Annotated in this window: 20 protein-coding genes and 1 riboswitch; of the genes, 4 read left to right on the plus strand and 16 right to left on the minus strand. The window is 70.8% G+C overall.

Annotated elements, in window-relative coordinates:
* Window positions 1-42: 42 nt before the first annotated feature.
* Complete coding sequence (locus ABD385_RS05600; RefSeq protein ID WP_344573829.1) at window positions 43-1,185, minus strand: glycosyltransferase family 4 protein; 1,143 nt, start codon at window positions 1,183-1,185, stop codon at window positions 43-45.
* 198 nt (window positions 1,186-1,383) lie between these two features.
* Between ABD385_RS05600 and ABD385_RS05605 the strand changes: the two genes are divergently transcribed.
* Window positions 1,384-2,724, plus strand: a complete 1,341-nt coding sequence (locus tag ABD385_RS05605) for a glycosyltransferase 87 family protein (protein WP_344573830.1) — start codon at window positions 1,384-1,386, stop codon at window positions 2,722-2,724.
* Here ABD385_RS05605 and ABD385_RS05610 read toward each other — a convergent pair.
* From ABD385_RS05610 to ABD385_RS05630, 5 genes are all read right to left on the minus strand, one after another.
* Window positions 2,681-4,075, minus strand: a complete 1,395-nt coding sequence (locus tag ABD385_RS05610) for a hypothetical protein (RefSeq protein WP_344573831.1) — start codon at window positions 4,073-4,075, stop codon at window positions 2,681-2,683. The genes ABD385_RS05605 and ABD385_RS05610 overlap by 44 nt on opposite strands.
* 52 nt (window positions 4,076-4,127) lie before the next feature.
* Window positions 4,128-5,216, minus strand: coding sequence for a C40 family peptidase (locus ABD385_RS05615; protein ID WP_344573832.1), 1,089 nt, complete (start codon window positions 5,214-5,216; stop codon window positions 4,128-4,130).
* Between the two features lie 236 nt (window positions 5,217-5,452).
* Window positions 5,453-6,478, minus strand: coding sequence for a C40 family peptidase (locus ABD385_RS05620; protein WP_344573833.1), 1,026 nt, complete (start codon window positions 6,476-6,478; stop codon window positions 5,453-5,455).
* Between the two features lie 306 nt (window positions 6,479-6,784).
* Window positions 6,785-8,158 (minus strand): NYN domain-containing protein, encoded by a 1,374-nt coding sequence (locus ABD385_RS05625; protein ID WP_425585348.1) that lies wholly within the window; start codon window positions 8,156-8,158, stop codon window positions 6,785-6,787.
* An 18-nt stretch (window positions 8,159-8,176) separates the two neighbouring features.
* Complete coding sequence (locus ABD385_RS05630) at window positions 8,177-8,416, minus strand: hypothetical protein (RefSeq protein ID WP_016573920.1); 240 nt, start codon at window positions 8,414-8,416, stop codon at window positions 8,177-8,179.
* Between the two features lie 194 nt (window positions 8,417-8,610).
* Here ABD385_RS05630 and ABD385_RS05635 point away from each other — a divergent pair, with 194 nt between their 5' ends.
* The gene (locus tag ABD385_RS05635; RefSeq protein ID WP_344573834.1) at window positions 8,611-9,342 is read left to right on the plus strand and encodes a rhomboid family intramembrane serine protease; all 732 of its coding nucleotides are present in this window, start codon (window positions 8,611-8,613) and stop codon (window positions 9,340-9,342) included.
* Complete coding sequence (locus ABD385_RS05640; RefSeq protein ID WP_016573922.1) at window positions 9,339-9,620, plus strand: Lrp/AsnC family transcriptional regulator; 282 nt, start codon at window positions 9,339-9,341, stop codon at window positions 9,618-9,620. Before ABD385_RS05635 ends, ABD385_RS05640 begins: the two co-directional genes overlap by 4 nt.
* A 590-nt stretch (window positions 9,621-10,210) precedes the next feature.
* Here ABD385_RS05640 and ABD385_RS05645 read toward each other — a convergent pair.
* The 6 genes from ABD385_RS05645 to ctaE all read right to left on the minus strand — a co-directional run bounded on the left by ABD385_RS05645 (window position 10,211) and on the right by ctaE (window position 17,369).
* Window positions 10,211-11,587, minus strand: coding sequence for an aminotransferase class V-fold PLP-dependent enzyme (locus ABD385_RS05645; RefSeq protein WP_344573835.1), 1,377 nt, complete (start codon window positions 11,585-11,587; stop codon window positions 10,211-10,213).
* A gap of 194 nt (window positions 11,588-11,781) precedes the next feature.
* A riboswitch (SAM riboswitch) is annotated at window positions 11,782-11,899 on the minus strand.
* Window positions 11,900-11,978: 79 nt separating this feature from the next.
* Window positions 11,979-13,043: an anthranilate phosphoribosyltransferase gene (trpD, locus tag ABD385_RS05650; RefSeq protein ID WP_344573836.1), complete on the minus strand. Its 1,065-nt coding sequence runs from the start codon at window positions 13,041-13,043 to the stop codon at window positions 11,979-11,981.
* A 144-nt stretch (window positions 13,044-13,187) separates the two neighbouring features.
* The gene (gene qcrB / locus ABD385_RS05655; protein WP_344573837.1) at window positions 13,188-14,825 is read right to left on the minus strand and encodes a cytochrome bc1 complex cytochrome b subunit; all 1,638 of its coding nucleotides are present in this window, start codon (window positions 14,823-14,825) and stop codon (window positions 13,188-13,190) included.
* Window positions 14,822-15,865, minus strand: a complete 1,044-nt coding sequence (gene qcrA, locus ABD385_RS05660) for a cytochrome bc1 complex Rieske iron-sulfur subunit (protein WP_344573838.1) — start codon at window positions 15,863-15,865, stop codon at window positions 14,822-14,824. Before qcrA ends, qcrB begins: the two co-directional genes overlap by 4 nt.
* Window positions 15,862-16,671, minus strand: a complete 810-nt coding sequence (gene qcrC / locus ABD385_RS05665) for a cytochrome bc1 complex diheme cytochrome c subunit (RefSeq protein ID WP_344573839.1) — start codon at window positions 16,669-16,671, stop codon at window positions 15,862-15,864. The genes qcrA and qcrC overlap by 4 nt, the downstream gene beginning before the upstream one ends.
* A 77-nt stretch (window positions 16,672-16,748) precedes the next feature.
* Window positions 16,749-17,369, minus strand: a complete 621-nt coding sequence (gene ctaE / locus ABD385_RS05670) for an aa3-type cytochrome oxidase subunit III (RefSeq protein ID WP_016572312.1) — start codon at window positions 17,367-17,369, stop codon at window positions 16,749-16,751.
* Between the two features lie 285 nt (window positions 17,370-17,654).
* On the opposite strand from ctaE, the gene ABD385_RS05675 reads away from it, so the two are divergent.
* A complete protein-coding gene (locus tag ABD385_RS05675) occupies window positions 17,655-18,068 on the plus strand; it encodes a hypothetical protein (RefSeq protein ID WP_275465011.1) in 414 nt (137 codons plus the stop codon).
* A 42-nt stretch (window positions 18,069-18,110) separates the two neighbouring features.
* On the opposite strand, the gene ABD385_RS05680 is transcribed toward ABD385_RS05675, so the two are convergent.
* From ABD385_RS05680 to ctaC, 4 genes are all read right to left on the minus strand, one after another.
* Window positions 18,111-19,388, minus strand: a complete 1,278-nt coding sequence (locus ABD385_RS05680; RefSeq protein ID WP_344573840.1) for a L,D-transpeptidase — start codon at window positions 19,386-19,388, stop codon at window positions 18,111-18,113.
* 130 nt (window positions 19,389-19,518) lie between these two features.
* Complete coding sequence (locus ABD385_RS05685) at window positions 19,519-19,917, minus strand: cytochrome c oxidase subunit 4 (protein ID WP_016572309.1); 399 nt, start codon at window positions 19,915-19,917, stop codon at window positions 19,519-19,521.
* Complete coding sequence (gene ctaD, locus ABD385_RS05690) at window positions 19,914-21,644, minus strand: aa3-type cytochrome oxidase subunit I (protein ID WP_344573841.1); 1,731 nt, start codon at window positions 21,642-21,644, stop codon at window positions 19,914-19,916. The genes ABD385_RS05685 and ctaD overlap by 4 nt, the downstream gene beginning before the upstream one ends.
* On the minus strand, window positions 21,641-22,603 hold the full coding sequence (gene ctaC / locus ABD385_RS05695; protein WP_344573842.1) for an aa3-type cytochrome oxidase subunit II: 963 nt from the start codon (window positions 22,601-22,603) through the stop codon (window positions 21,641-21,643). Before ctaC ends, ctaD begins: the two co-directional genes overlap by 4 nt.
* Window positions 22,604-22,690: the final 87 nt, after the last annotated feature.

A 22,690-nucleotide genomic window follows, 5' to 3' on the forward strand; every position in this document is an offset into this window, starting at 1 on the left:
ACCGTGCTCGCGGCCGGCGGGACGGAACGCGTCGCCCGGCGCCTACAGCAGCTCCCGCAGCCGCTCCGCCAACAGGTCCCAGCGCCACTTCTCCTCCACCCAGGCGCGCCCCCGCGCGCCCATGGTGCGGCGCAGCTCGGGATCCTTGAGCAGGGCGACGATGCGCTCCGCGGCGGCCGTCGGGGAGCCCCCGGGGACCACCCAGCCGGTTTCGCCGTCCAGGACCGCGTCGGGCGCACCGCCCGAATCCCCGGCCACCACCGGCAGTCCGGTGGCCGACGCCTCCAGGTAGACGATGCCCAGGCCCTCGACGTCCAGCCCGCCGCGGCGGGTGCGGCAGGGCATCGCGAAGACGTCGCCGGCGCCGTAGTGGGCGGGCAGCTCCTCCCACGGGACGGCACCGGTGAAGCGGACCGCGTCGGCGACGCCCTTCTCCGTGGCCAGCGCGTGCAGGTGCTCCTCGTAGGGGCCGCCGCCGACCACCAGCAGCACCGCGTCCGGCACCGCCGCCCGGATCGCCGGCATCGCCTCGATGAGGGTGTCCTGCCCCTTGCGCGGGACGAGCCGCGAGACGCAGACCACGACCGGGCGGTCGGCGAGGCCGAGCCGGGCCCGTACCGCCTCGCCGCCCGAACCCGGGTGGAAGGTCTTCTCGTCGACGCCGGGCGGCAGTTGCACCATCCGGCCGGCGGCGTCCTCGGTGAGCGCGGCGGCGATCCGCGAGCGGGTGTACTCGCCGAGGTAGGTGAGGGTGTCGGTGCCCTCGCCGATCCGGCGCAGCAACTGCCGGGCCGCGGGCAACTGCGCCCAGCCGGCCTCGTGGCCGTGGGTGGTCGCCACGATCCGACGGGCGCCCGCCGCGCGGAGCGCCGGCGCCATCAGCCCCAGCGGCGCGGCGGCCCCGAACCACACCGCGGAGCAGCCGTGTTCGCGCAGCAGGGAGACCGCCCGCCGGGTCACCCGCGGCGTCGGCAGCAGCATCGTGGTGGCGTCCCGGACCACCGGGAACGGCTGCTCGGCGTCGAACGCGGCGGTGGCCGCGCGGCCCTCCGCGCTCCGCTTCCAGGTGGAGGCGTAGACGACGACCCGGTCCGGGTCCAGCCGCAGCGCCATGCTGTGCAGGAACGCCTGGATTCCCCCCGGCCGGGGCGGGAAGTCGTTGGTGACGATGAGGGTCTTGTGCACGGTGGTCTCTCGGCGCTCGATGGTCTCTCGATGGGGGCGCTCGCGCGACGCACGCGGCGCGGGGCGGCCCGGGCGGTCCCGGGCCGACAGTACCGGGTGGCCGGTCCGGACCGGGCGGGGCGCCCCGCCACGCCGCACCGGCCCTGCCCGAGGGCGTTCCGCGCCGCCCGGCATCATGCAGGCAGGACGATCGACGGGATGACGATGACCAGCACCGACAGCAGGACGGGCGGGGCACAGGACGCCGCGCGGCACACCGCGGCGGGCCGCCTGGCCCAGTCGTCGGCGGCGGCCTGGGCCGTCTGGGCCGCCACCCGGGCGCTGCTCCTGCTGTGCGTCTTCCGGGTGCTGGTGCTGCCCGGCCCGGACGTCACCACCGACGTCGCCGGGATCTACCGGGGCTGGGCCGAGGTCCTGCGATCCGGCACCTTCCCTCTGGACGACGTCACCTGGCAGTACCCACCGGCCGCCGCCCTGCCCGTCCTCGCCCCCGACCTGCTGCCGTTCCTCCCGTACGCCACCGCGTTCTTCGTCCTGGTGCTGGTCGTGGACGCGGCGGCGCTGGGCCTCTTCCTCCGGGCCGGTCGCGCACCGGGGCACCGCCGCACCGGGGCCTGGGCGTGGATCGCCGGCGTCGCCCTGCTCGGCCCGACCTCCTACGCCCGCTACGACCTGATGGTGGCGGCGGTGGCCGCGGCGGCGCTGTTCGCGGCCGCCCGCCGGCCGCGCACCGCGGGCGCGCTGATCGCCTGCGGCGCGCTGTTGAAGGTCTGGCCGGTCCTGCTGCTGACCGGGGCACCACTGCGCGGCCGCCGGGCCCGCGCCCTGTGGTCGAACGCGGCGGCCTGGGCCGCGGGGCTGACGCTGGCCGCGGTCCTGGCGGCGCCCGGCGCGCTCTCCTTCGTCACCTTCCAACGCGACCGCGGCACGGAGGTCGAATCGCTCGGGGCCCTGGTCCTCCACGTCGCCCGGCACGCCGGCTGGCCGGGCGAGGTGCAACTGCACTACGGCTCGCTGGAGTTCCTCGGCCCCGGCGTCCCCCTGGTCAGCGCCCTGGCGCTGGCCCTGACCGGCGCCGCGCTGGCCTGGCTGGTCCACTGGCGGCTGCGCGCCGGCCCGCTCGCCCACGCCGGGCCCGCGGTGCTCTGCGACGCCGCCTTCACCGCCGTGCTGCTCTTCACCACCACCAGCCGGGTCATCAGCCCGCAGTACCTGCTGTGGCTGGTGGGACTGGCCGCGGTCTGCCTGACCCTACGGGCGAGCCGGCAGGGCCTGCCGGCCGTACTGGTGCTGCTGGCCACCGGCGTGACCCTGCTGGAGTTCCCGGTCTGCTTCGCCGACGTGGTGACGAGCAGTGCCCGGGGCATCGCCCTGCTGGCGCTGCGCAACGGCCTGCTGGTGGCCGCCTGCCTGCTCGCCTGCCGCCGGCTGCGCGCCGCCACCGGCCGCGGCCGGGCCGCGGGGCCGACCGGGCTGCCCGGCGCCCGCCCCTCGCTCAGCGCAGCTCGCGCCGCAGGTACGCGCGCCACATCGCGGTGAACTCGGTCAGTCCGACGCCGAGTTGGTCACGCATCGCGCGCTCGACCAGTCCGCTGCGCCCGCTCGACCGGGCGCTGCCGCCGCCCGCCGGCGCCGTGGCCGGGGCGGTGGGAACCGCGGGAGCGGCGGTCCGGGCCTCCATCGGTGCCGCCACCGGGCCGGCCGCGGCGGGCCGCAGCCCGCGCCGCCCGGTGTCCCGGTAGAACGCGATCAGTCGGTCCTCGCCCCACTTCTCGGCGATCAACCGGCAGGCCAACCAGCCGCCCTCGTACGCCTTGGCCAGCCGCTCCGCACCGGCCCGGAAGCCGAACTCGGCGTCGCCCGGCAGCCGCGCGGGCAGTTGGCCGGCGGCGACCGCGCGGGAGAGTTCCGGCGCGGTGGTGGTCGGCCGGCGGTGCACCTCCCGGTAGGCGACCCAGTCCGCGAACCCCTCGGAGAGCCACAGCGGGGTGGCGGGCGTGGTGAGCGCACGGGTGGCGACGTGGGTGGTCTCGTGGGTGAGGACGACCGCGCGGCCCAGGTCGTTGAGTTCCTCGTACGCGTCCGGATTGACGATCACCCGGTCCGCGGGGGCCGCGGTCGACGCGCCCGCCTCCCCGGTGGTGACCGCCGCGATCCCGGCGTACCCGGACGGATCGTCACCGCCCATCAACTGCGCCATCCCCGCGACGGTGTCGGGCGCCTCCACCACCACCTTCCCCGCCCACTTGCCCTTCCAGACCGCGGAGACCGCCGGCACCGCCGCGTCCACCCGCTTCGCCAGGTCGCGCAGCCGCGCCTGGTCCCCGGCCCCACCCAGGACCAGGCTGTGCCGGCCGCGGACCAGCCGGACCGGCCCCTGGTCCCACAGCTGACGGGTGCCGCCCTTGCCGTCGGCCGCCCCGTCGGAGTCGGAGCTGACCAGCCAGCGCCCGTCGCGCTCGGTGAGGGTGAGGTACTGGAAGCTGGTGACCGGCGCGGTGTCGAAGCCCTTCAGGCGGTAGCGCAGCCGGACCTGCGCGGCCAGCCGCCGGCCGCCGCCGATCGGGAGCGGGAAGGCTCCGGTGGACACCAGGTCGTAGCGCCAGTCGGCGAGCGGCACGGCGGCCAGGTGGTCGAGGACCGCGCGCTGGCGGCTCCGGAAGCCGGTCGCGCGGGGGTCGACGGAGGCCAGGAAGGCCGCGGTGTCGTGCCGGCGGACGGCGTCGGCCCGCGCGTCGAGCATCTGCTGGGCCCCCGGGTACTGGTCGGTGGGCCCGTCCGCCGGGGCACAGCCGGTGAGCTGGACCAGCAGCGCCAGCAGCGGCACCGCGCAGCCCGCCGCCCGTGCGGCCCGCCACGGCCGCCTGCCTCGCGCCCTGTGCTCCGCCATGCGGCCGATCGTAAGGGCGCCCCGGCCGGGGCAACACCGCAGGGGGCGCGGCTCAGGGGCGGGTGATCGCCGAGATCGGCATCATGCCGACCGGGTCGTAGCGCACCCGGGCGCCCGGATAGGGCGCGTGCACGACCTGCCCGTTGCCGACGTACATCCCGACGTGACTGGCGTCCGAGCGGTAGATGACCAGGTCGCCGGGGCGGGCCTGGGACAGCGGGATGCGGGAGCCGGCGCCGCGCTGCGCCTGGGAGGTGCGCGGCAGCGAGACCCCGGCCTGGTTGTAGGCCCATTGGGTGAGCCCGGAGCAGTCGAAGGCCGAGGGCCCGGTGCTGCCCCAGGCGTAGGGGGCACCGACCGCGGCGCGCGCCGCGGCGACCGCCGCCGCGGCCCGGCCCGAGCCCGCCACGACCCCGGACAGGTCGGGGATGATCTCGTCCCGCCCGTCGCTGCGGGAGGCCCGCTCGTAGGCGGACCGGGCGCCCGAGGGCAGGGCGTTGAGCAGCCGCCGCGCGCTCGCCAGCTTCCGCTGGACGTCCTTCTTGTGGTGGGCCACCTCGGCCCGGCCGATCTCCAACTGGGCGAGCTTCCGGGCGGCCTCCCGGCGCTGCTGCTCCAGCTCCCGGGTCGCGGCCTGGAGCCGGTGCAGTTCGTGCGCCTGGGTGCCACTCAGCCGGTCCAGCGCGGACGCCTTCTCCAGGTAGCTCTCGGGCCGTTCGGAGAGCAGCAGGCGGACGGTGGGGTCGAGCCCGCCGGACCGGTACTGGGCGGCGGCCACCGCACCGAGCCGGGCCCGCAGCTGGTTGACCCACTCCTGGGTGCGGGCCGCGCGGTCCTGGAGGGCCGACACCTGCTCGCGCAGCTCCTTGGTGCGGGCGTCGGCCCCGTTGAACTTCTCGGTGGCCCGCTCGGCCTCCTCGTAGAGCTTGCCGACCTGGGCGGTCGCGCCCTCCCGGTCGGTCGCATCGGCGGGGTGCCCGGCGACGGCCGCTTTGGCGGAGCCGGTACGGGCTCCGGACGGGTCGGCGGTGGCCGGCTGGGCCGACAGCGCGGCGGCCGCGGTCGCCAGGGCGGCGGACAGCACGGTGACCGAGGTGAGGGTGGTCTGGCCGCGCTGCGAGGTACGGCGATGGGACACCACGAGGGCCGCAACTCCTTCCGTGTGCAGCCCCTGTCCGTCCGGGCGGGACGGTCGGTGATCCGGCAGCTGCGAGGGCAGACAGTAACCGCGCCGCGGCACCCCGGCCAAAGCCCGCTTCGGGCCCGCAAAAAGCCGCTCCGCCGGTGACTTCGCAGGTCACCGGCGGAGCGGCCGGTCAGCGGCGCAGGCCGCAATTCGCCCGATCGGGCGGCAGGTTGCAGGTGTTGTGAGGCTTGTCAGACCCGCACGCCGAACTGGAACGGCATGTTGTTGATCGACTCGTAGCGCACCGCGGCACCCGGCTTCGGGGCGTGCAGCACGGTGCCGTTGCCGGCGTAGAGGCCGATGTGGTGCAGGTCGCCGTAGAAGAGCACCAGGTCGCCGGGCTTGAGGCCGCTCTCCGAGTAGATGCGGCTACCGGCGTTGGCCTGCTCCTGCGAGGTGCGCGGCAGCGACTGGCCGGCCTGCGAGTACGCCCAGGACGTCAGGCCCGAGCAGTCGAAGGAGGACGGGCCGGTCGCGCCCCAGACGTACGGGGACCCTATCTTCGACTGGGCGGCGGACAGGGCGGCCGCACCGCGCTGCGAGGCGGGCACGTCGTCGCCGAGGTTGACCCGGTCGTTGCTGCGGTTGGCCCGGTCGTCCGCGGCCTGCATGGCCGCCCGCTCCTTGGCGGTGAGCGAGTTGAGCAGCTCCTGCGCCTTGGCGAGCTTGCCCTTGATCTCGTCCTTCTTGTCCCCGAGCGACTTGCGGGTCTCGGAGAGGTCCTGGATCTTGCTCGCGGCCTCGGCGCGCTCCTGAGCGAGCTGGCGCTGCTTGTCCGCGATGGTCTTGAGCTGCTCGGCCTGCTTGCCGCTCAACTGGTCGAGGGTGGCGGCCTTCTCGAGGTACGTGTCCGGGTTGCCGGAGAGGAACAGCTGGACCGACGGGTCGATGCTGCCGCTGCGGTACTGGCCGGAGGCGATCGCGCCCAGACCCTTGCGGAGCTGGTTCAGATCGCCCTGACCGCGGGCGACCTTGTCCTGGAGGTCGTCGACCTCTTTTTGGAGCTTGTTCTGCTGCTCCTTGACGCCGTTGTACTTCTCGGTGGCCTGCTCTGCCTCGTTGTAGAGCTTGTCGACCTCGGACTTGACGTCCTTCTTCGACGGGTTGGGGTCGGCGTGCGCCGCCTGGGACGAGAGGGCGACGGCCGCGGCTGCGGTCGCGGTGAGCACGGTCACGCGAGTACGGCTCGGCTGCTTGGGTCGACGGTGGGACGCCACGGGGGCGAGCTCCTTCTTCCTCCAGCCGCCTACCGGGAGTGGGGGGAGCTAAGGCCCCGGCTCCGCGCGAACACCACGGACTCGGCGGTACCTCCACTGACCATCCCGGTTGGATAATCACCTGTATGAAGGTTCGAGGCCCGACCTTAGTAACCGACTTGTGATCGCTTCAAATCCTCCCGGGGAAAAACTGCACCCGGAGCCCCATCTTTTACCAACATCACACGGCCCGTAAGCGGCATTTGACGCTCCGATACGAAGCGCAAGCGGTTTTCCCCGACGCCATTCCGGTCAACGACGGAAATGTCAGGTTCGTGCAAGTCGCTTGAGGAGCAGGGCCGATGCGACCGGCCGGGCACCGGCCTTGGCGACCCCGTCGGCCACCTCCCGGTCCGAGGAGACCACCACCACCGGGCGGCCCGCCGGCTCCGCGCGGACCAGCTGGCGGATCAACTCGTCGGCCGTCACGCCCGGCTTGCTGAACAGCACCCGCACCCCGCGCGGCGGCGCCAACAGCACCGGCGCGGCCAGCTCCGCCCCGTCGAAGACGCAGGTCATCTCCGCACCGGTCTGGGCCGCCAGCACCGCCAACCCGCCCAGCAGCCGCAGCCGCTGCTTCTCCAGGGGCATCGTCGGGTAGCCGGTCTTGGTGACGTTGTAGCCGTCCACCACCATGTGCGCCTGCGGCAGCGCCAGCAGCTGGTCCAGCAGCGCCGGATCGGTCTCCGACAGCGCACGGGTCGCGATGTCCTTGGGCGTCATCCGGCCCGGCGCGACCGCGTCCACGGTGTCCGCCGGCCGGCCCGCGGCGGGCGGCAGCGCCAACTCCCGGCGCAGCCCCTGGGCCGCGTCCAACACGGTGTCCAACAACAACCGCAGCCGCATGTCCTCGACGCTGCGGCCCTCGCGGGTGGACCGGCGACTGGCCTCCAGCGCCGCCTCCACCTCCGCGACCCGCGCCTTGAGCCGGCGCAGTTCGCTGTCGGCCGCGGTCTTCTCCAGCACCGCCCGCTCCCGGGCCTCGCCCAGCGCCGCCTCGGCCTTGCGGACCGCCGCCTCCCCGCGCCGCACGTCACTGAGGGCACTGCGCAGCTTCCGCTGGAGCGACTCGTTCTCCTTGCGGGACGCCTCCAGGTCCGTCCGGACCCGGTCCGCCTCCGTACGGGCCTCGCCTCGCGCCTGCGCCAGCTCCTCGCGCAGCCGCGCCAACTCCCGCTCGGCCTCCTGGCCGGCCCGCTCGGCGCGCGCCCGCTGCGCCTCCTCGCCGGCCGCCGCGACCAACTTGACCCAGCCCTCGGGGCGCAGCACGTACGCCGCGGCCGCCACGTCCAGCGGATCGGCCGCGGCCGGCGGGGTCCCCTGCTCCAGCGCCTCGGCCAGCTCCGGCTGGGCCTCCCGGAACTTGCCCGCGATCCGCTGCCGGAAGAGCGCGTCGCCCTCCAGCGCCGCGGCCATCGCGTTCCCCGCGAACTTGGCCCGGCGGGTCGGGGTGAAACGGGCGTACTGCCGCAACGGGGGCGGCAGTTCGGCGACCGTCAGCGCCCCGAACCACTCCGCGGTGAGCGCCACGACACGGCGCCGCACGCCCTCGGGCAGTGGCTGGTCGAGCACCTCGTCGGCCACCCCTCCGGGCGCGTCCGCACGCTCCGCCCCCGGCTCCCCTTCTGGACGTTCCACCACGGTTGCATCGCTCCGATCTCAGGCGCTCGCGCCCGGACGGTCCACCAGCTCGATCTGGTCGACCGCGTTGCACCAGCGGCAGCGCACCGACTCGACGGTCTCGCTGACCACCTCGCGCTCCTCCACCGACGGCTCACCGGCCAGATCCAGGTGCACGTACTCCACCACCTTGGACCGGCGGGTCACGTCGAACCGGGTGAGGTTGCCACAGAGCGTGCAGCGCCACCGGGTCGTCGCCGTCGGCAGGGGAACAGCCATCGTGTCGTCCTCTTTCGTGCTCGTCGTGCTCGGGCAGCGGTGCGGTTCACGCGGTACGGCGTCGGACTGCGGAAATACGCAACGTACTGCCTGTAACCCTACGGCCTGACGGCGGGCCGGCGCGGGCCCGCCCGACTGCCGGGACGCGGCGAGGCACTCTGTCCCGTGTGCCCGCATTGCGCCATGATCACTTCATGACGGCGCCGGCCCACCCCGCCCGCCCGCTGCGCGCGGTGTTCTCACGGATGACGAACGTGCTGATCGGACTGTGCTGCGCACTCTTCGTGCTCGGCCCGGTCTCCGGCCTGAACCACACGTACGGCACCGGAGAGGCACTGCTCCACGCCCAGGACAGGTACTTCGCGCACTGGGGCGTGATTCCGCTCGATCTGTGGAGCGGCGCACCGCGGGCCCTGCTCACCCCACTCACCGCACTGTTCGTGCACGGCAGCTGGCTGCACCTGCTCGGCAACGTCCTGTTCCTGTACGTCTTCGGCGGCATGACCGAGGCCCGGATGGGACGCCTGCCCTTCACCGCCTTCTACCTGGCCGTCGGCTACCTCGCGCTGCTGGGCTACGCGGCCGCGCACGCCGGCTCGGACCAAACCCTGGTCGGCGCCTCCGGATCGATCTCCGGCGTGCTCGGCGCCTTCCTCTTCCTCTTCCCCCGGGCCCGGGTCACCAGCCTCTTCCCGTTCCTGTTCTTCCTGCCGCTGCGCTTCCCGGCCTGGATCGTCCTGCTGTTCTGGTTCTCCCTCCAGTGGCACGCGGCCCGCCACGACCCGGCCGGACCGGGCGTCGCCTACCTCGCCCACGTGGTCGGCTTCGCCCTCGGCTTCCTCTACGCATGGGCCCGCTACGGGCGGGATACTGTGGGTGCCACCAGGGACAACGGAGTGTCGGCCGAGGGAGAGAGCCAGCCGTGATCACGTCGATCGTGCTCATCAAGACCAGCGTGGACCAGATCCCGGAGATCGCCGAGCAGATCGCCGCGCTGGAGGGCGTCAGCGAGGTCTACTCCGTCACCGGCCAGCACGACCTGATCGCGATGGTGCGGGTCGCCAACCACGACGACCTCGCCGACGTCATCCCCGGCCGGATCAGCAAGGTCCCCGGCGTCGCCTCCACCGAAACGCACATCGCGTTCCGCACCTACTCCCAGCACGACCTCGAGGCGGCGTTCTCGATCGGGCTCGATGCGTAGGCGCTGCGCTTTGCTGGGCTTCCCACGTTGTCGGCCGTCCCGCCGTGGGGGTTTCGCCTTTGCGCCTGCGGCGCGTTGCCGCTGCGCGGGGCTTGTTCGTACGTAGCTGGCTTTCCCGCCGTGGGGGTTGCTGTTTTGCGCCTGCGGCGCGGGGCCGCTGCGCGGGGCTTGTAGGGCGCGGTGTCGGGTTGGCGGGTGGTGGGGTGCCCGGACTGCTGCGCTTTACGTCCGGGCACCCCACCACCCGCCAACCCGACCCCTCCCGTAGATGGGTGGGAAAGAGGCGAGTGGGAGCCTGCGTTGATGGGTCCCTGCGGCTCCATGGATGGATTCACAGTCGCCAGTGAACGCCGTGGTGACCAGCACCAACCCACCCGCCCTCAGCACCACCCACCCGTCTTTCAACCCACCCTCAACGGGAGGGGGCGGGCCGGAGGGGGTGGTGTGCAGGACGTAAAGCGCAGCAGTCCTGCACACCACCCCCGCAGGCCCGACACCGCCACCCGAACGCCCCGCGCAGCGGACAACAAGCCCGCGCCGCAGGCGCAACAGCGAGACGCACCACGGCGGGAAAGCCAAAAACGTGGGAATCAAACAGCGCGTCGCGCTGGAACGCAACGGCCGTCCTCCACCTGGTAGTTCCAGCGGGCGCCGTCCGCGACGAGTTCCTTGACGGCGCGGACGAACCGCTCGACGTGTTCGTCGGGAGTGCCGGCGCCGAAGCTGACGCGGATGGCGTTGAGGGAGCGTTCGCCCGGTGCCGCCTCGGGGGCGCCGCACTCGCCGGGCTCCTGCGGCTCGCTGCCCAGCAGGGTGCGGACCAGCGGGTGGGCGCAGAAGAGGCCGTCGCGGACGCCGATGCCGTACTCGGCGGAGAGGGCGGCGGCGAAGTGCGAGCTGTTCCAGCCCTCGACGACGAAGGAGAGGACGCCGACGCGGGGGGCGTCGTCGCCGAAGAGGGAGAGGACGCGAACCTCGGGGACCTCCGCGAGGCCCGCCCGCACGCTGTCGATGAGTTCCTGCTCGCGGGTGACCAGGGTGTCCCAACCCGCCTCGGTGAGCGCCTTGCAGGCCGACGCGATGGAGTAGGCGCCGATCACGTTGGGCGAACCCGCTTCGTGCCGTGCGGCGCTGTCGTGCCATTCGACGTCCACCCCGCCGTCGGTCCGGCGGGCGACCTTCCGGCTGGCGCCGCCGCCGGCGAGGTACGGCTCGGCGGCCAGGAGCCAGTCGGCGCGCCCGGCCAGTACGCCGGCGCCGAACGGCGCGTACAGCTTGTGGCCGGAGAACGCGACCCAGTCGACGTCGAGTTCCGCGAGGTCCACCGGGTGGTGCGGGGCCAGTTGGGCCGCGTCGAGCACGATCCGGGCGCCGTGGGCGTGCGCGGCGGCCGCCAGTTCCCGCACCGGCCACAGCTCGCCGGTGACGTTCGAGGCGCCGGTGACGCAGACCAGCGCCGGGCCGTACGGCTCGCGGGCGGCCAGCGCCTGCTCCAGGGTGTCCACCGCCTGCTGCGGGGTGCGCGGCGCGTTGAGGTACGTCACGGAGACGTCCGCGCGGCGCTCCCAGGGCAGCAGCGAGGCATGGTGCTCGGTCTCGAAGACGAACACCCGGGTGCCCTGCGGCAGGGCCGCGGCCAGCAGGTTCAGCGAGTCGGTGGTGGAGCGGGTGAAGACCACCTGGTCGTCGGTGCGGCAGCCGAGGAAGTCGGAGACGGTGCTGCGGGCGTTCTCGAAGAGGTCGGTGGAGAGCTGCGAGAGGTAGCCGGCGCCGCGGTGGACGCTGCCGTAGTACGGGGCGTAGGCGGCGACGTCGTCCCAGACCCGCTGGAGCGCCGGCGCGCTGGCGGCGTAGTCGAGCGCGGCGTAGACGGCCTCGCCGCCGGTGACCAGCGGGACCAGGACGTCCCGGCCCAGCACGGGCAGCGGGGCACAGACGGAACGGTCGGCGGCAGCGGAAACGGACATGGCGAACTCCCGGAAGGCATGAGCGAATTCGCTGCGGCGGGGGGCGTCGCACGGTACGCGAAAGGTACGCGGGACCCGCCCGGCACGACGCCGCAGCGTGGAGAGAAAAGGGTGGCGCAAAGAGGGGCCGTGGGCCCTAGCGCATTCGCTTCATCACGGAAGGACTCCCTCGGGGACCAGGATCCCTGGCGAGGGATCCGCGCTTGCCGCAGACCTCGCTGCCTGCGGCCTGGTCATCACCCGGGGCACCCCGCCACGGAAGGAGGGTTGCCGGACAGCGGGCCGGGGCCTACATCGCTGTCACTCGTGACCTGCGCAGAATCATGCCACACGATCATCCGGGCGCAAGTCCCGGTCCGCATTCCGGACCGGGAGCTGCGTCACATCGTCGTCAGGCGTTGCTGGCCGCCACCCAGCGCTCCAGCGAGCGCTTGGCGGCCCCCGAGTCGAGCGCCGCGGCGGCCTTGTCGAGGCCGGCGCGGATCCGCTCGGTCAGCGGGGCGTCGCAGGGCTCCAGCGCGGCCAGCGCGGCGGCGGAGTTCAGCAGCACCGCGTCCCGCACCGGGCCCCGCTCGCCGTCGAGGAGCCGTCGGGCCACCTCGGCGTTGTACGACGCGTCGGCGCCGCGCAGCGCCTCCACCGGGACCAGGTCGATCCCGACGTCGCGCGGGTCGAACGGTTCCTCGCGGACCCGGCCGTCCTGCACGATCCACACCCGGGACGTGGCGGTGGTGGTCAGTTCGTCCAGCCCGTCGTCGCCGCGGAAGACCAGTGCGGACGAGCCGCGCTCGGCCAGCACGCCGGCCAGGATCGGCGCCATCCGGGCGTCCGCGACCCCGGTGGCCTGGGACTTGACCCGGGCCGGGTTGGTCAGCGGACCCAGCACGTTGAAGGTCGTGCGGATGCCCAGCTGGCCGCGGGCGGCCGCCACGTGGCGCAGCGCGGGGTGGAACTTGGCCGCGAAGCAGAAGGTGATCCCGGCCTCGGCCGCGACCTCGACGACCCGCCGCGGCGTGAGGTCGAGGTTGACGCCCAGCTTCTCCAGGACATCGGTGGCGCCGCTGGCCGAGGAAGCGGCGCGGCTGCCGTGCTTGACGACCTTGGCGCCGGTGCCGGCGACCACGATCGCCGACATGGTGGAGATGTTGACGGTGTTCGCCCCGTCGCCGCCGGTGCCGACGATGTCGACGGTGGGGCCGGGCACCTCGATCAGGCTGGCGTGCGCGTACATCGTCCGGACCAGACCGGAGATCTCCGCGACGGTCTCGCCCTTGGCGCGCAGCGCCACCGCGAAGCCGGCGATCTGCGCGTCGGTGGCCTCGCCCCGCATGATCCGGTCCATGACCCAGGCGGTGTCGTCGGCGGTGAGGTCGCGGCCGTCGAGGAGGGCGTTCAGTACGGCCGGCCAGGAGCGGTCCGCCACGCTGCCGCCGCCCACCGGGGTCACAACGTTCATGGTCCACGCTCCTGGTTCGTCTCCTGCTTGTGCCGCTCACCCTATCGAGCCGCGGGCATGCCGGAGGGCCCCGTCCTATCCGTGGACGGGGCCCTCTGGGTGGCGTACTACCAGCGGTGCGCGGCGGTGCCGCGCCCGCGGGGATCAGTGGTGGCCGTGGCCGCTGGTGATCTCCTTGTACTCCTCGACGGTCGGCTTGGGGATGACGTTGTCCTCGCCGTAGTAGCCCTTGGAGAGCTTGGCGCGCAGCTTCTGCGTGCGCTTGAGCTTGCGCCGGACGCCGTTCTCGTCGACCTCGGGACCGAGTTCGAGCGGCTCGGGCTGCTCGTGCTGGGTCAGGACGTGCAGCTGCTCCTGGTTGAGCGGCTCGTGGACCTCGATGAACTCACCGTGCGGCAGGCGCTTGATGATGCCGGACTCGCGTCCGTGCAGCACCTTGTCCTTGTCGCGGCGCTGGAGGCCCAGGCAGATCCGCTTGGTGGCGATGAAGGCCAGCACCGGCCCGACGAAGAACGCGATCCGGACGAACCAGGTGATCGAGTTGATCGACAGGTGGAAGTGCGTCGCCCACAGGTCGTTGCCGCCACCGATCAGCATCACGAAGTACGCGACGAGCCAGGCCACACCGAAGCCGGTACGGGTGGGCACGTTGCGCGGGCGGTCCAGGATGTGGTGCTCGCGCTTGTCGCCACGGACCCAGGACTCGATGAACGGGTAGACCGCGATGGCGACCAGGACCAGCGGGAAGACCAGGATCGGGATCAGCACACCGAAGTTGATGGTGTGGCCCCAGAAGTCCCACTCCCAACCCGGCATGACGCGCACCAGGCCCTCGGCGAAGCCCATGTACCAGTCCGGCTGCGCACCGGTGGACACCTGGTCCGGCCGGTACGGGCCGATGGCCCACACGGGGTTGATGCTGGCGACCGCGGCGATCACCGAGATCACACCGAAGACCAGGAAGAAGAAGCCTCCGGCCTTGGCCATGTAGACCGGCAGCAGCGGCATGCCGACCACGTTGTTGTTGGTCTTGCCGGCACCCGGGAACTGCGTGTGCTTGTGGTAGAAGACCAGGATCAGGTGCGCCACCAGCAGGCCGAGCATGATGCCCGGCAGCAGCAGCACGTGGACCGTGAAGAACCGCGGGATGATGTCGTGCCCGGGGAACTCGCCACCGAAGATGAACATCTGCAGGTACGAGCCGACCAGCGGCATCGCCAGGATGACGCCCTCGATGAAGCGGACACCGGTGCCGGACAGCAGGTCGTCGGGGAGCGAGTAACCGGTGAAGCCGGTGAACATGCCCAGGACGAACAGCAGGAAGCCGAAGAGCCAGTTGACCTCACGCGGCTTGCGGAACGCACCGGTGAAGAACACCCGCATCATGTGGACCATCATCGCGGCCAGGAAGACCAGCGCCGCCCAGTGGTGGATCTGCCGGATCAGCAGACCGCCGCGCACGTCGAAGCTGATGTTCAGCGTCGACTCGAACGCCTGGGTCATCCTGATCCCGTGCATCGGCACGTAGGACCCGTGGTAGGTGACCTCGGCCATGCTCGGGTGGAAGAACAGCGTCAGGTAGACACCGGTCAGGATGATGATGATGAAGCTGTAGAGCGCGACCTCACCCAGCATGAAGGACCAGTGGTCCGGGAAGATCTTGCGCATGTTGGACTTGGCCAGGCTGTAGATGCCCAGCCGGCCGTCCGCCCAGTCGGCGATCCGCTCGCCCCGTGGCGCTTGGCCGCGGCGCGTAGTGGTCGCGGTCGTCTCGTTACTCATCCGCGCTCCCAGAAGCTCGGGCCGACGGGCTCCGCGAACTCGCTTGCGGCCTCGAGGAAGCCGTCCTTCACCGTGATGTGCAGCTGCGGCAGGGCGTGACCGGCCGGGCCGAAGATCACCCGACCGCCGTCGGAAAGGTCGAAGGTCGACTGGTGGCAGGGGCAGAGCACGTGGTGCGTCTGCTGCTCGTACAGGCTGATCGGGCAACCCACGTGGGTGCAGATCTTCGAGTACGCCACGATGCCCTCGTGCGACCAGGCGAGTTCCTGCTTGTCCTTGATGTTCTGCGGCTGGATCCGCACGAGCATCAGGGCGTCCTTGGCGATCTTGTTGGCGAAGTCCTCGTCGTTCTCCTCCAGGCCCTCGGGCTTGGCGAACGTGAGGGAGCCGACCGCGATGTCCTCGGGACGCAGCGGGAGGTTCGTCGACTGGTTGACCAGGCGGATGCCCTTCTTCCAGCCGGTGGTCCGCAGCTTCTTCTCGGGCAGCGGGCCGAGGTCGCGCAGCAGCACGACGCCGGAGAGCGGCACCAGGGCCAGCGCACCGAACATCGTGTTGCGGATCAGCTTGCGCCGACCGAACTGCGACTCCTTGGCGCCCTGGGCGAAGTCCGCGAGGACCTTGGCCTTGACGTCGGGGGTGGCCTCGATCGGGTGCCGCTCGTCGGCGACCTCCTCGTCCGACATCAGCGTGCGGGCCCAGTGGACCGCGCCGGCGCCGATGCAGAAGAGCGCCACGCCCAGGGTCAGACCGAGGGCGAAGTTCAGCCCGCTGACGTGACCGATCGGGAAGATGTAGACGATCTTGTCGATCGGGATGGCCACGTACGACGCGATGAACGCGACGGTGGCGAGCATGGACACCAGGAAGAGCATGGCGACGGTGCGCTCGGAGCGCTTGGCGGCCTGCTCGTCGATGTCCTGGATGCGGTGCTCGTGGGGCGGCAGCCCGGGGTCGGCGAAGGGGTTGCCCGCCTTCCCCACCGCGCCCTCGTGAGGCGTCTCCCGCTCACTGGGAAGGTTTTCTTCTGTCTCACTCATGACTTCTTGGCCTTCGTAGTCCGGGCTGCGACCCAGATGGCGACCGCGACACACGCACCCAGGCCGAAGATGTAGCCGAAGAGACCTTCGGTCACCGGGCCCAGACCACCGAGTTCCATACCGCCGGGGCTCGCGGTCTTGTCGCCGTTGACGGCGCCGAGGTACGCGACGATGTCCTTCTTGTTCTGCGGGCTCAGGCTGCCGTCACCGAAGGAGGGCATGTTCTGCGGGCCGGTCTGCATGGCCTCGTAGATGTGCTTCGGGTCCACGCCTTCGAGCGTCGGTGCGAACTTGCCGTTGGTGAGGGCGCCGCCCTTACCGGTGAAGTTGTGGCACTGGGCACAGTTGGTGCGGAACAGCTCGCCGCCCTTGCCGATGTCGGCACCGTCGGCGCTGTACTGCGCCTTGTCCGGCACGGACGGGCCCGGGCCCAGCGACGCGACGTAGGCCGCGAGCTGGTCGATCTGGGCGTTGTTGTAGATGTTCCGCTTACTCGGCACCTGGGCGCCGGGCTGCTGGGCGGGCATGCGGCCGGTGCCGACCTGGAAGTCGACGGCGGCGGCGCCCACGCCGACCAGGCTCGGGCCGTCGGAGCTGCCCTGACCGCCGGTGCCGTGGCAGCTTGCGCAGCCCACGGCGAAGAGCTTCTTGCCCTCCTTGATGGCAAGAGACTGGGCGGCGTCATCGGCTTGAGCCTTGTTCGCCGGCGCGAACGCGGCGTACAGCCCCCCAGTGACCGCCAGCGCGAAGAGTAGGACGACGAGCGCCGCCAGCGGATGGCGCCGTCGTGCGGAGAGCTTTTTCACGGATTACCCCGGTGTCAGGATCTTCTGCGTCGATGCTTTGGCTGTGTCTGTCCGATATGCGAGTCCGGTCGGACCTCTTACCGGATCAGGTAGATCGTGGCGAAGAGGCCGATCCAGACGACATCGACGAAGTGCCAGTAGTAGGACACGACGATGGCCGCGGTGGCCTGTGTGTGGGTGAACCTCTTGGCCGCGTACGTCCTGCCCAGGACCAGCAGGAAGGCGATCAGACCGCCCGTCACGTGCAGTCCGTGGAAACCGGTGGTCAGGTAGAACACCGAGCCGTACGGGCCGGACGAGAGCGAGAGGCCCTCGTGCTTGACCAGCTCCGTGTACTCGAAGACCTGACCGCCGATGAAGATGGCACCCATGATGAAGGTGATCGTGAACCAGGTTCGCAACTTCTTGACGTCGCCACGCTCGGCCGCGAAAACGCCGAGCTGACACGTCAGCGAGCTGAGCACCAGGATCGTGGTGTTGGTCGCGGAGAACGGAAGATTCAGCGCATCAGCGGAGTGCTTCCAATACGCCTCGCCCGTCACCGATCGAAGGGTGAAGTACATCGCGAAGAGGGCCGCGAAGAACATCAGCTCGGAACTCAACCAGATGATGGTTCCGACGCTGGTGAGGTTCGGCCGATTGACCGACGGGTGCGCGTGCCCGGTTTCTACTGTCGTTGCTGTCGCCACGACCGACATTATGTCGGTCGCTTATCCCGCCCTCACTCCGGGGGGTGCCGTTCGGTGTGTCAAGGGCGTATGCGCTGCTCGTTCGGGCCGGCTCGACGGTCGCCCGAAGGGGGGAAGTGCGCAGCGCCGGATGGCGCACGGCCCCTGGGAAAGCCGCTCCTGACGGGCCGTCGACCGCATTTCGGGGCCGTACGCCCTCTCCTGCCCGGGGCCCGTCCGGGAGTAGCATCGCGCAACGGTTTGATCAGGAGCCGTATCCGCGCTACGCAGGTCCGCGACAAAGGTGGAGGAACGATGCAGGCGACTGCCACGGTGCTGGTCTACAGCGACAACGCCAACACCCGCGAGCAGGTCCGGCTGGCGGCCGGACGGCGCCCGGCCCCCGACGCCCCACAGATCGAGATCCTGGAGTGCGCCACCGCCCCGGCCGTCCTGGAGGCCCTGGAGCAGGGCGGCATCGACGTCTGCGTCCTGGACGGCGAGACGGCGCCGGCGGGCGGCATGGGCGTCTGCCGGCAGGTCAAGGACGAGATCTTCCAGTGCCCGCCGGTGCTGCTGCTGATCGGCCGTCCACAGGACGCCTGGCTGGCCACCTGGAGCCGCGCGGACGCCGCGGTGACCCATCCCCTCGACCCGGTGGCGTTCGCCGACGCACTGGCCGGACTGCTGCGCCGGCGGCGGCTCGTCCAGGACGTGGTGCCGGCCTGACCGAGGTGCTCGAAGGGGCCGTGAACGGCCCCTGAGCGGCCCTCAGACCTGCGGGCGGAGCCGGGCGTCGGCGGCGGGGTTCTGCTGCCGCTCGGCCGCGCCTGTGGTCGTGGCGGCCTGGTTCTTGAGCGCGCTGCCGGCGCGCCAGTCCTTCCAGGGCATGTTCCAGTCGCCGAAGCCGTTGTCGAACGGCGTCATGGTGGCCCCTCCGCTGTTGACGACCTTGACGACGTCGCCGACCCGGACGGTGTTGAAGAACCACTGGGCGTTGCCGGTGGACATGCCGGTGCAGCCGTGGCTGACGTTGGCGGCGCCCTGGGAGCCGACCGACCAGGGCGCGGCGTGCACGTATTCGCCGCTCCAGGTCACCCGGGTGGCCCAGTAGACCGGCAGGTCGTAGGCGTCGGAGCTGCCGGCGGCGATGCCGACGGTGGCGCTGCGCATCCGGACGAAACTCTCCTTGCCGAGCACGACCTTGACGCCGTTGCGGGTGGAGAAGCCGGGCTTGCCGGTGGTGACCGGGATGGTGTTGATGGCCTTGCCGTTGCGCAGCACGGTCATCTGGTGCGCGGCGGCGTCGGTGACGGCCTCGATCCGGTCGCCGGTGGTCAGCCGGACCGGCTTGGCGGGTCCGCCGTAGAGCCCCCCGGCGATCTTCAGGCCGTCGAGGTTGCTGTGGACCGCGATGGTGGCGTGGGTGGGCCAGTAGGCCTTGGGGCGGAAGTGCAGCTTCTTGCCGTCCACCCAGTGCCAGGAACCCTCCACGCGGGGCGTGGAGTCGACCTTCAGGGCGCTTTCGACGACGGCCCGGGCCTTGGGGTCGGTGACCGGCTTGCTGAGCTCTGCGGTGACCGGCTGGCCGACGCCGTACTCGCCGCTCTCCGGGCCGAACTTGACGGTCAGCCGGTCGTCCGCGTCCTTGGTGTTGACCACCAGGGTCTTGCGGCCCGGGGTGCCGTCCTCCTCCTCGGTGCTCACCTGCACCGTGTAGCGCGTGCCGGCGGCCAGGGGCACGGTGGTGCGCCAGTGCCGGCCGTCGGCGCTCAGTTCGCCGCGGACGTAGCGGCCGGTGGAGTCGGTGGCGGTGACGTCCGTGATCCGCGACTCGTCGCCCTTGAGGGAGACCTCGAGCGGCTTGTCGGGGTCCGCCTTGTGCCTGCCGTCCGCCGGGATGTTCGCGGATATCTGGTCGGACGCGTCGTAGGGGTTGGCCGAGAGCGATTCCGACGACGAGCCCCCGCACGCGGTGGTGCTCACCGCGAGGGGCACGAGCAGGAGGCCGCAGCTCAGCACCGTCCGGGTTCGGGGTCTGTGGCTCATGCCCCAAACGTACGAAGAATCCCTTTCGGCGGCGCGTTGGAGGACTGCAAACGGGTCGGGCCCGGACACCTGTTGGGGTGTCCGGGCCCGACCTTGCGGCGTGTCTGCCGCGGTTCTCGTCTGGTGCGTACTACTGGGTGCGGTTCTCGCCGCGGTAGTACTCGAAGACCCAGCCGAAGAGGGCCGCGAGGATCACCGGGAGGGAGAAGTACAGCAGCCAGAACCCGAAGACGACGCCCAGGAAGGCGAGCGCGCCACCGATGCCGAGGAAGAGCGGCTGCCAGCTGTGCGGGCTGAAGAAGCCCAGCTCACCGGCGTCGTCCGCGACCTCGGCGTCCTCGTTGTCCTGGGCACCCGCGTCGATCCGCCGGGCCGTGAAGGCCAGGTAGTAACCGACCATGATGCACAGGCCGAAGGCCAGGAAGAGCGCCGTGGTACCGGCCGGCTCCTTCGACCACACGCCGTAGACGACCGCCATGGCGAGGATGAAGACGCTCAGCCAGATGAACATCTTGCCCTGGATCTTCACTTGCCCGCCTCCTTGCCGCCGGCCAGCGCCTTGTCACCCTCGCGACCGTTGTGCAGCGCGTCCAGCGCCGCGATCTCCGGGTGATGCAGATCGAACGCCGGGGATTCGGAGCGAATGCGCGGCAGGGTGAGGAAGTTGTGCCGCGGCGGCGGGCAGGACGTCGCCCACTCCAGCGAGCGGCCGTAGCCCCACGGGTCGTCCACCTCGATCTTCTCGCCGTACTTGGCGGTCTTCCAGACGTTGTAGAGGAACGGCAGGATCGACATGCCCAGCAGGAACGAGCTGATCGTGGAGATGGTGTTCAGCGTGGTGAAGCCGTCCGCGGCGAGGTAGTCCGCGTAGCGGCGGGGCATGCCCTCGGCGCCCAGCCAGTGCTGGACCAGGAACGTGCCGTGGAAGCCGATGAACAGCGTCCAGAAGGTGATCTTCCCGAGCCGTTCGTCGAGCATCTTGCCGGTGAACTTCGGCCACCAGAAGTGGAAGCCGGCGAACATCGCGAAGACGACCGTGCCGAAGACCACGTAGTGGAAGTGGGCCACGACGAAGTACGAGTCGGAGATGTGGAAGTCCATCGGGGGCGACGCCAGGATGACGCCGGTCAGACCACCGAAGGTGAAGGTGATCAGGAAGCCGATCGCCCAGAGCATCGGCGTCTCGAAGGACAGCGAGCCCTTCCACATCGTGCCGATCCAGTTGAAGAACTTCACACCGGTCGGGACGGCGATCAGGAATGTCATGAAGGAGAAGAACGGCAGCAGCACACCGCCGGTCACGTACATGTGGTGCGCCCACACCGTCACCGAAAGACCGGCGATGGAAATCGTCGCGGCAATCAGGCCGACGTAACCGAACATCGGCTTCCGGGAGAAGACCGGAATGACCTCGGAAATGATGCCGAAGAACGGTAGGGCAATGATGTACACCTCTGGATGGCCGAAGAACCAGAAGAGGTGTTGCCATAGCAGGGCGCCGCCATTGGCCGCGTCGAAGACATGGGCACCGAATTTGCGGTCCGCCTCCAGGGCGAACAGCGCGGCGGCCAGCACCGGGAAGGCGAGCAGGACCAGCACACCGGTCAGCAGCACGTTCCACGTGAAGATCGGCATCCGGAACATCGTCATGCCCGGGGCTCGCATGCAGATGATGGTGGTGATGAAGTTGACCGAACCGAGGATCGTGCCGAAGCCGGAGAAGGCCAGACCCATGATCCACATGTCGGCGCCGACGCCCGGCGAACGCACCGCGTCCGAGAGCGGCGAGTAGGCGAACCAGCCGAAGTCCGCGGCACCCTGCGGGGTGAGGAACCCGGCGACCGCGATCAGCGAGCCGAAGAGGTACAGCCAGTAGGCGAACATGTTCAGCCGCGGGAACGCCACGTCCGGCGCACCGATCTGCAGCGGCATGATCCAGTTCGCGAACCCGGCGAACAACGGCGTCGCGAACATCAGCAGCATGATCGTGCCGTGCATCGTGAACGCCTGGTTGAACTGCTCGTTCGACATGATCTGCGTACCCGGGCGGGCCAGCTCGGCGCGCATGAGGAGCGCCATGACGCCGCCGATGCAGAAGAACGCAAACGACGTGGCCAGGTACATCGTGCCGATGGTCTTGTGGTCAGTGGTCGTGAGCCACTTGACGGCAGCGATACCGGGTTGCTTCTTGCGTACGGGTGGTGCTGCCGGAGCCGATTCGGCGGCGGCACCCTGAGGTTCGTTGAGGATGCTCACTGGTTCTTGGTCTCCGCATTCCTGGCGTGGTCAGTCTGCTCGATACCCGCCGGCAGGTACCCGGTCTGTCCCTTCGCCGCCAGGTCCTTCAGGTGCTGCCGGTACTTGGCAGGCGAGACGACCTTGACGTTGAAGAGCATCCGGGAGTGGTCGACGCCGCAGAGCTCCGCGCACTTACCCATGAAGGTGCCCTCCTTGTTGGGGGTCACCTCGAATACGTTGGTGTGGCCCGGGATGACGTCCTGCTTCATCAGGAACGGCACCACCCAGAAGGAGTGGATGACGTCCCGCGAGGTCAGCACGAACTGGACCGTCTCGCCCTTCGGCAGCCAGAGCGTCGGGCCGGGGTTGCCGGTCTGCGGGTTGCGCGTGGCCGGCGTGCCGAAGTCGTAGACGCCGTCCGCACCCTGCGGCGCGGACTTCTTCCACTTGTCCGGGACCGCCTTGAGCTCCGGAGAATTGATGTTCGTCGTCTTCGGGTTGCCGTCGACGTTCTCCAGGTAGTTGAACGCCCAGCTCCACTGGAAGCCCACGACGTTGATGACGTGGTCCGGCTTCTTGGACGTCTTGAGGAGCGCGCTCTCGTCACGCGCGGTGAAGTAGAACAGCACCGCGATGATGATGAACGGGACGATGGTGTACAACGCCTCGATCGGCATGTTGTACCGCGTCTGGGCGGGGACCTCCACCTTGGTCCTGCTGCGACGGTGGAAGATCACGCTCCAGATGATCAGGCCCCAGACCAGCACGCCCGTTGCGAGGGCGGCGGCCCAGGAGCCCTGCCAAAGAGAGAGGATCCGCGGCGCCTCGTCGGTGACGGGCGTTGGCATGCCGAGGCGGGGGAAGTCCTTGTATGTGCAACCAGTCGCGGTCGCCAGGACCAGGCCCGCAGCAAGCACCTGCGGCAGCTTCCGCCGCATCGGGCGCCGCGACGAGCGGTCGGAGCCGTTGGGACTCACGTAGCGCCTTCCCGAGAGTCTCGCCCGAGCGGTCGGCTGCGGCCTTACTCGCTGGTCGGTCGCCGCCCTGCTTCGGGCAGGGGTTTG

Source organism: Streptomyces lunalinharesii, from assembly GCF_039532155.1.
Taxonomy (GTDB): Bacteria; Actinomycetota; Actinomycetes; order Streptomycetales; family Streptomycetaceae; genus Streptomyces; species Streptomyces lunalinharesii.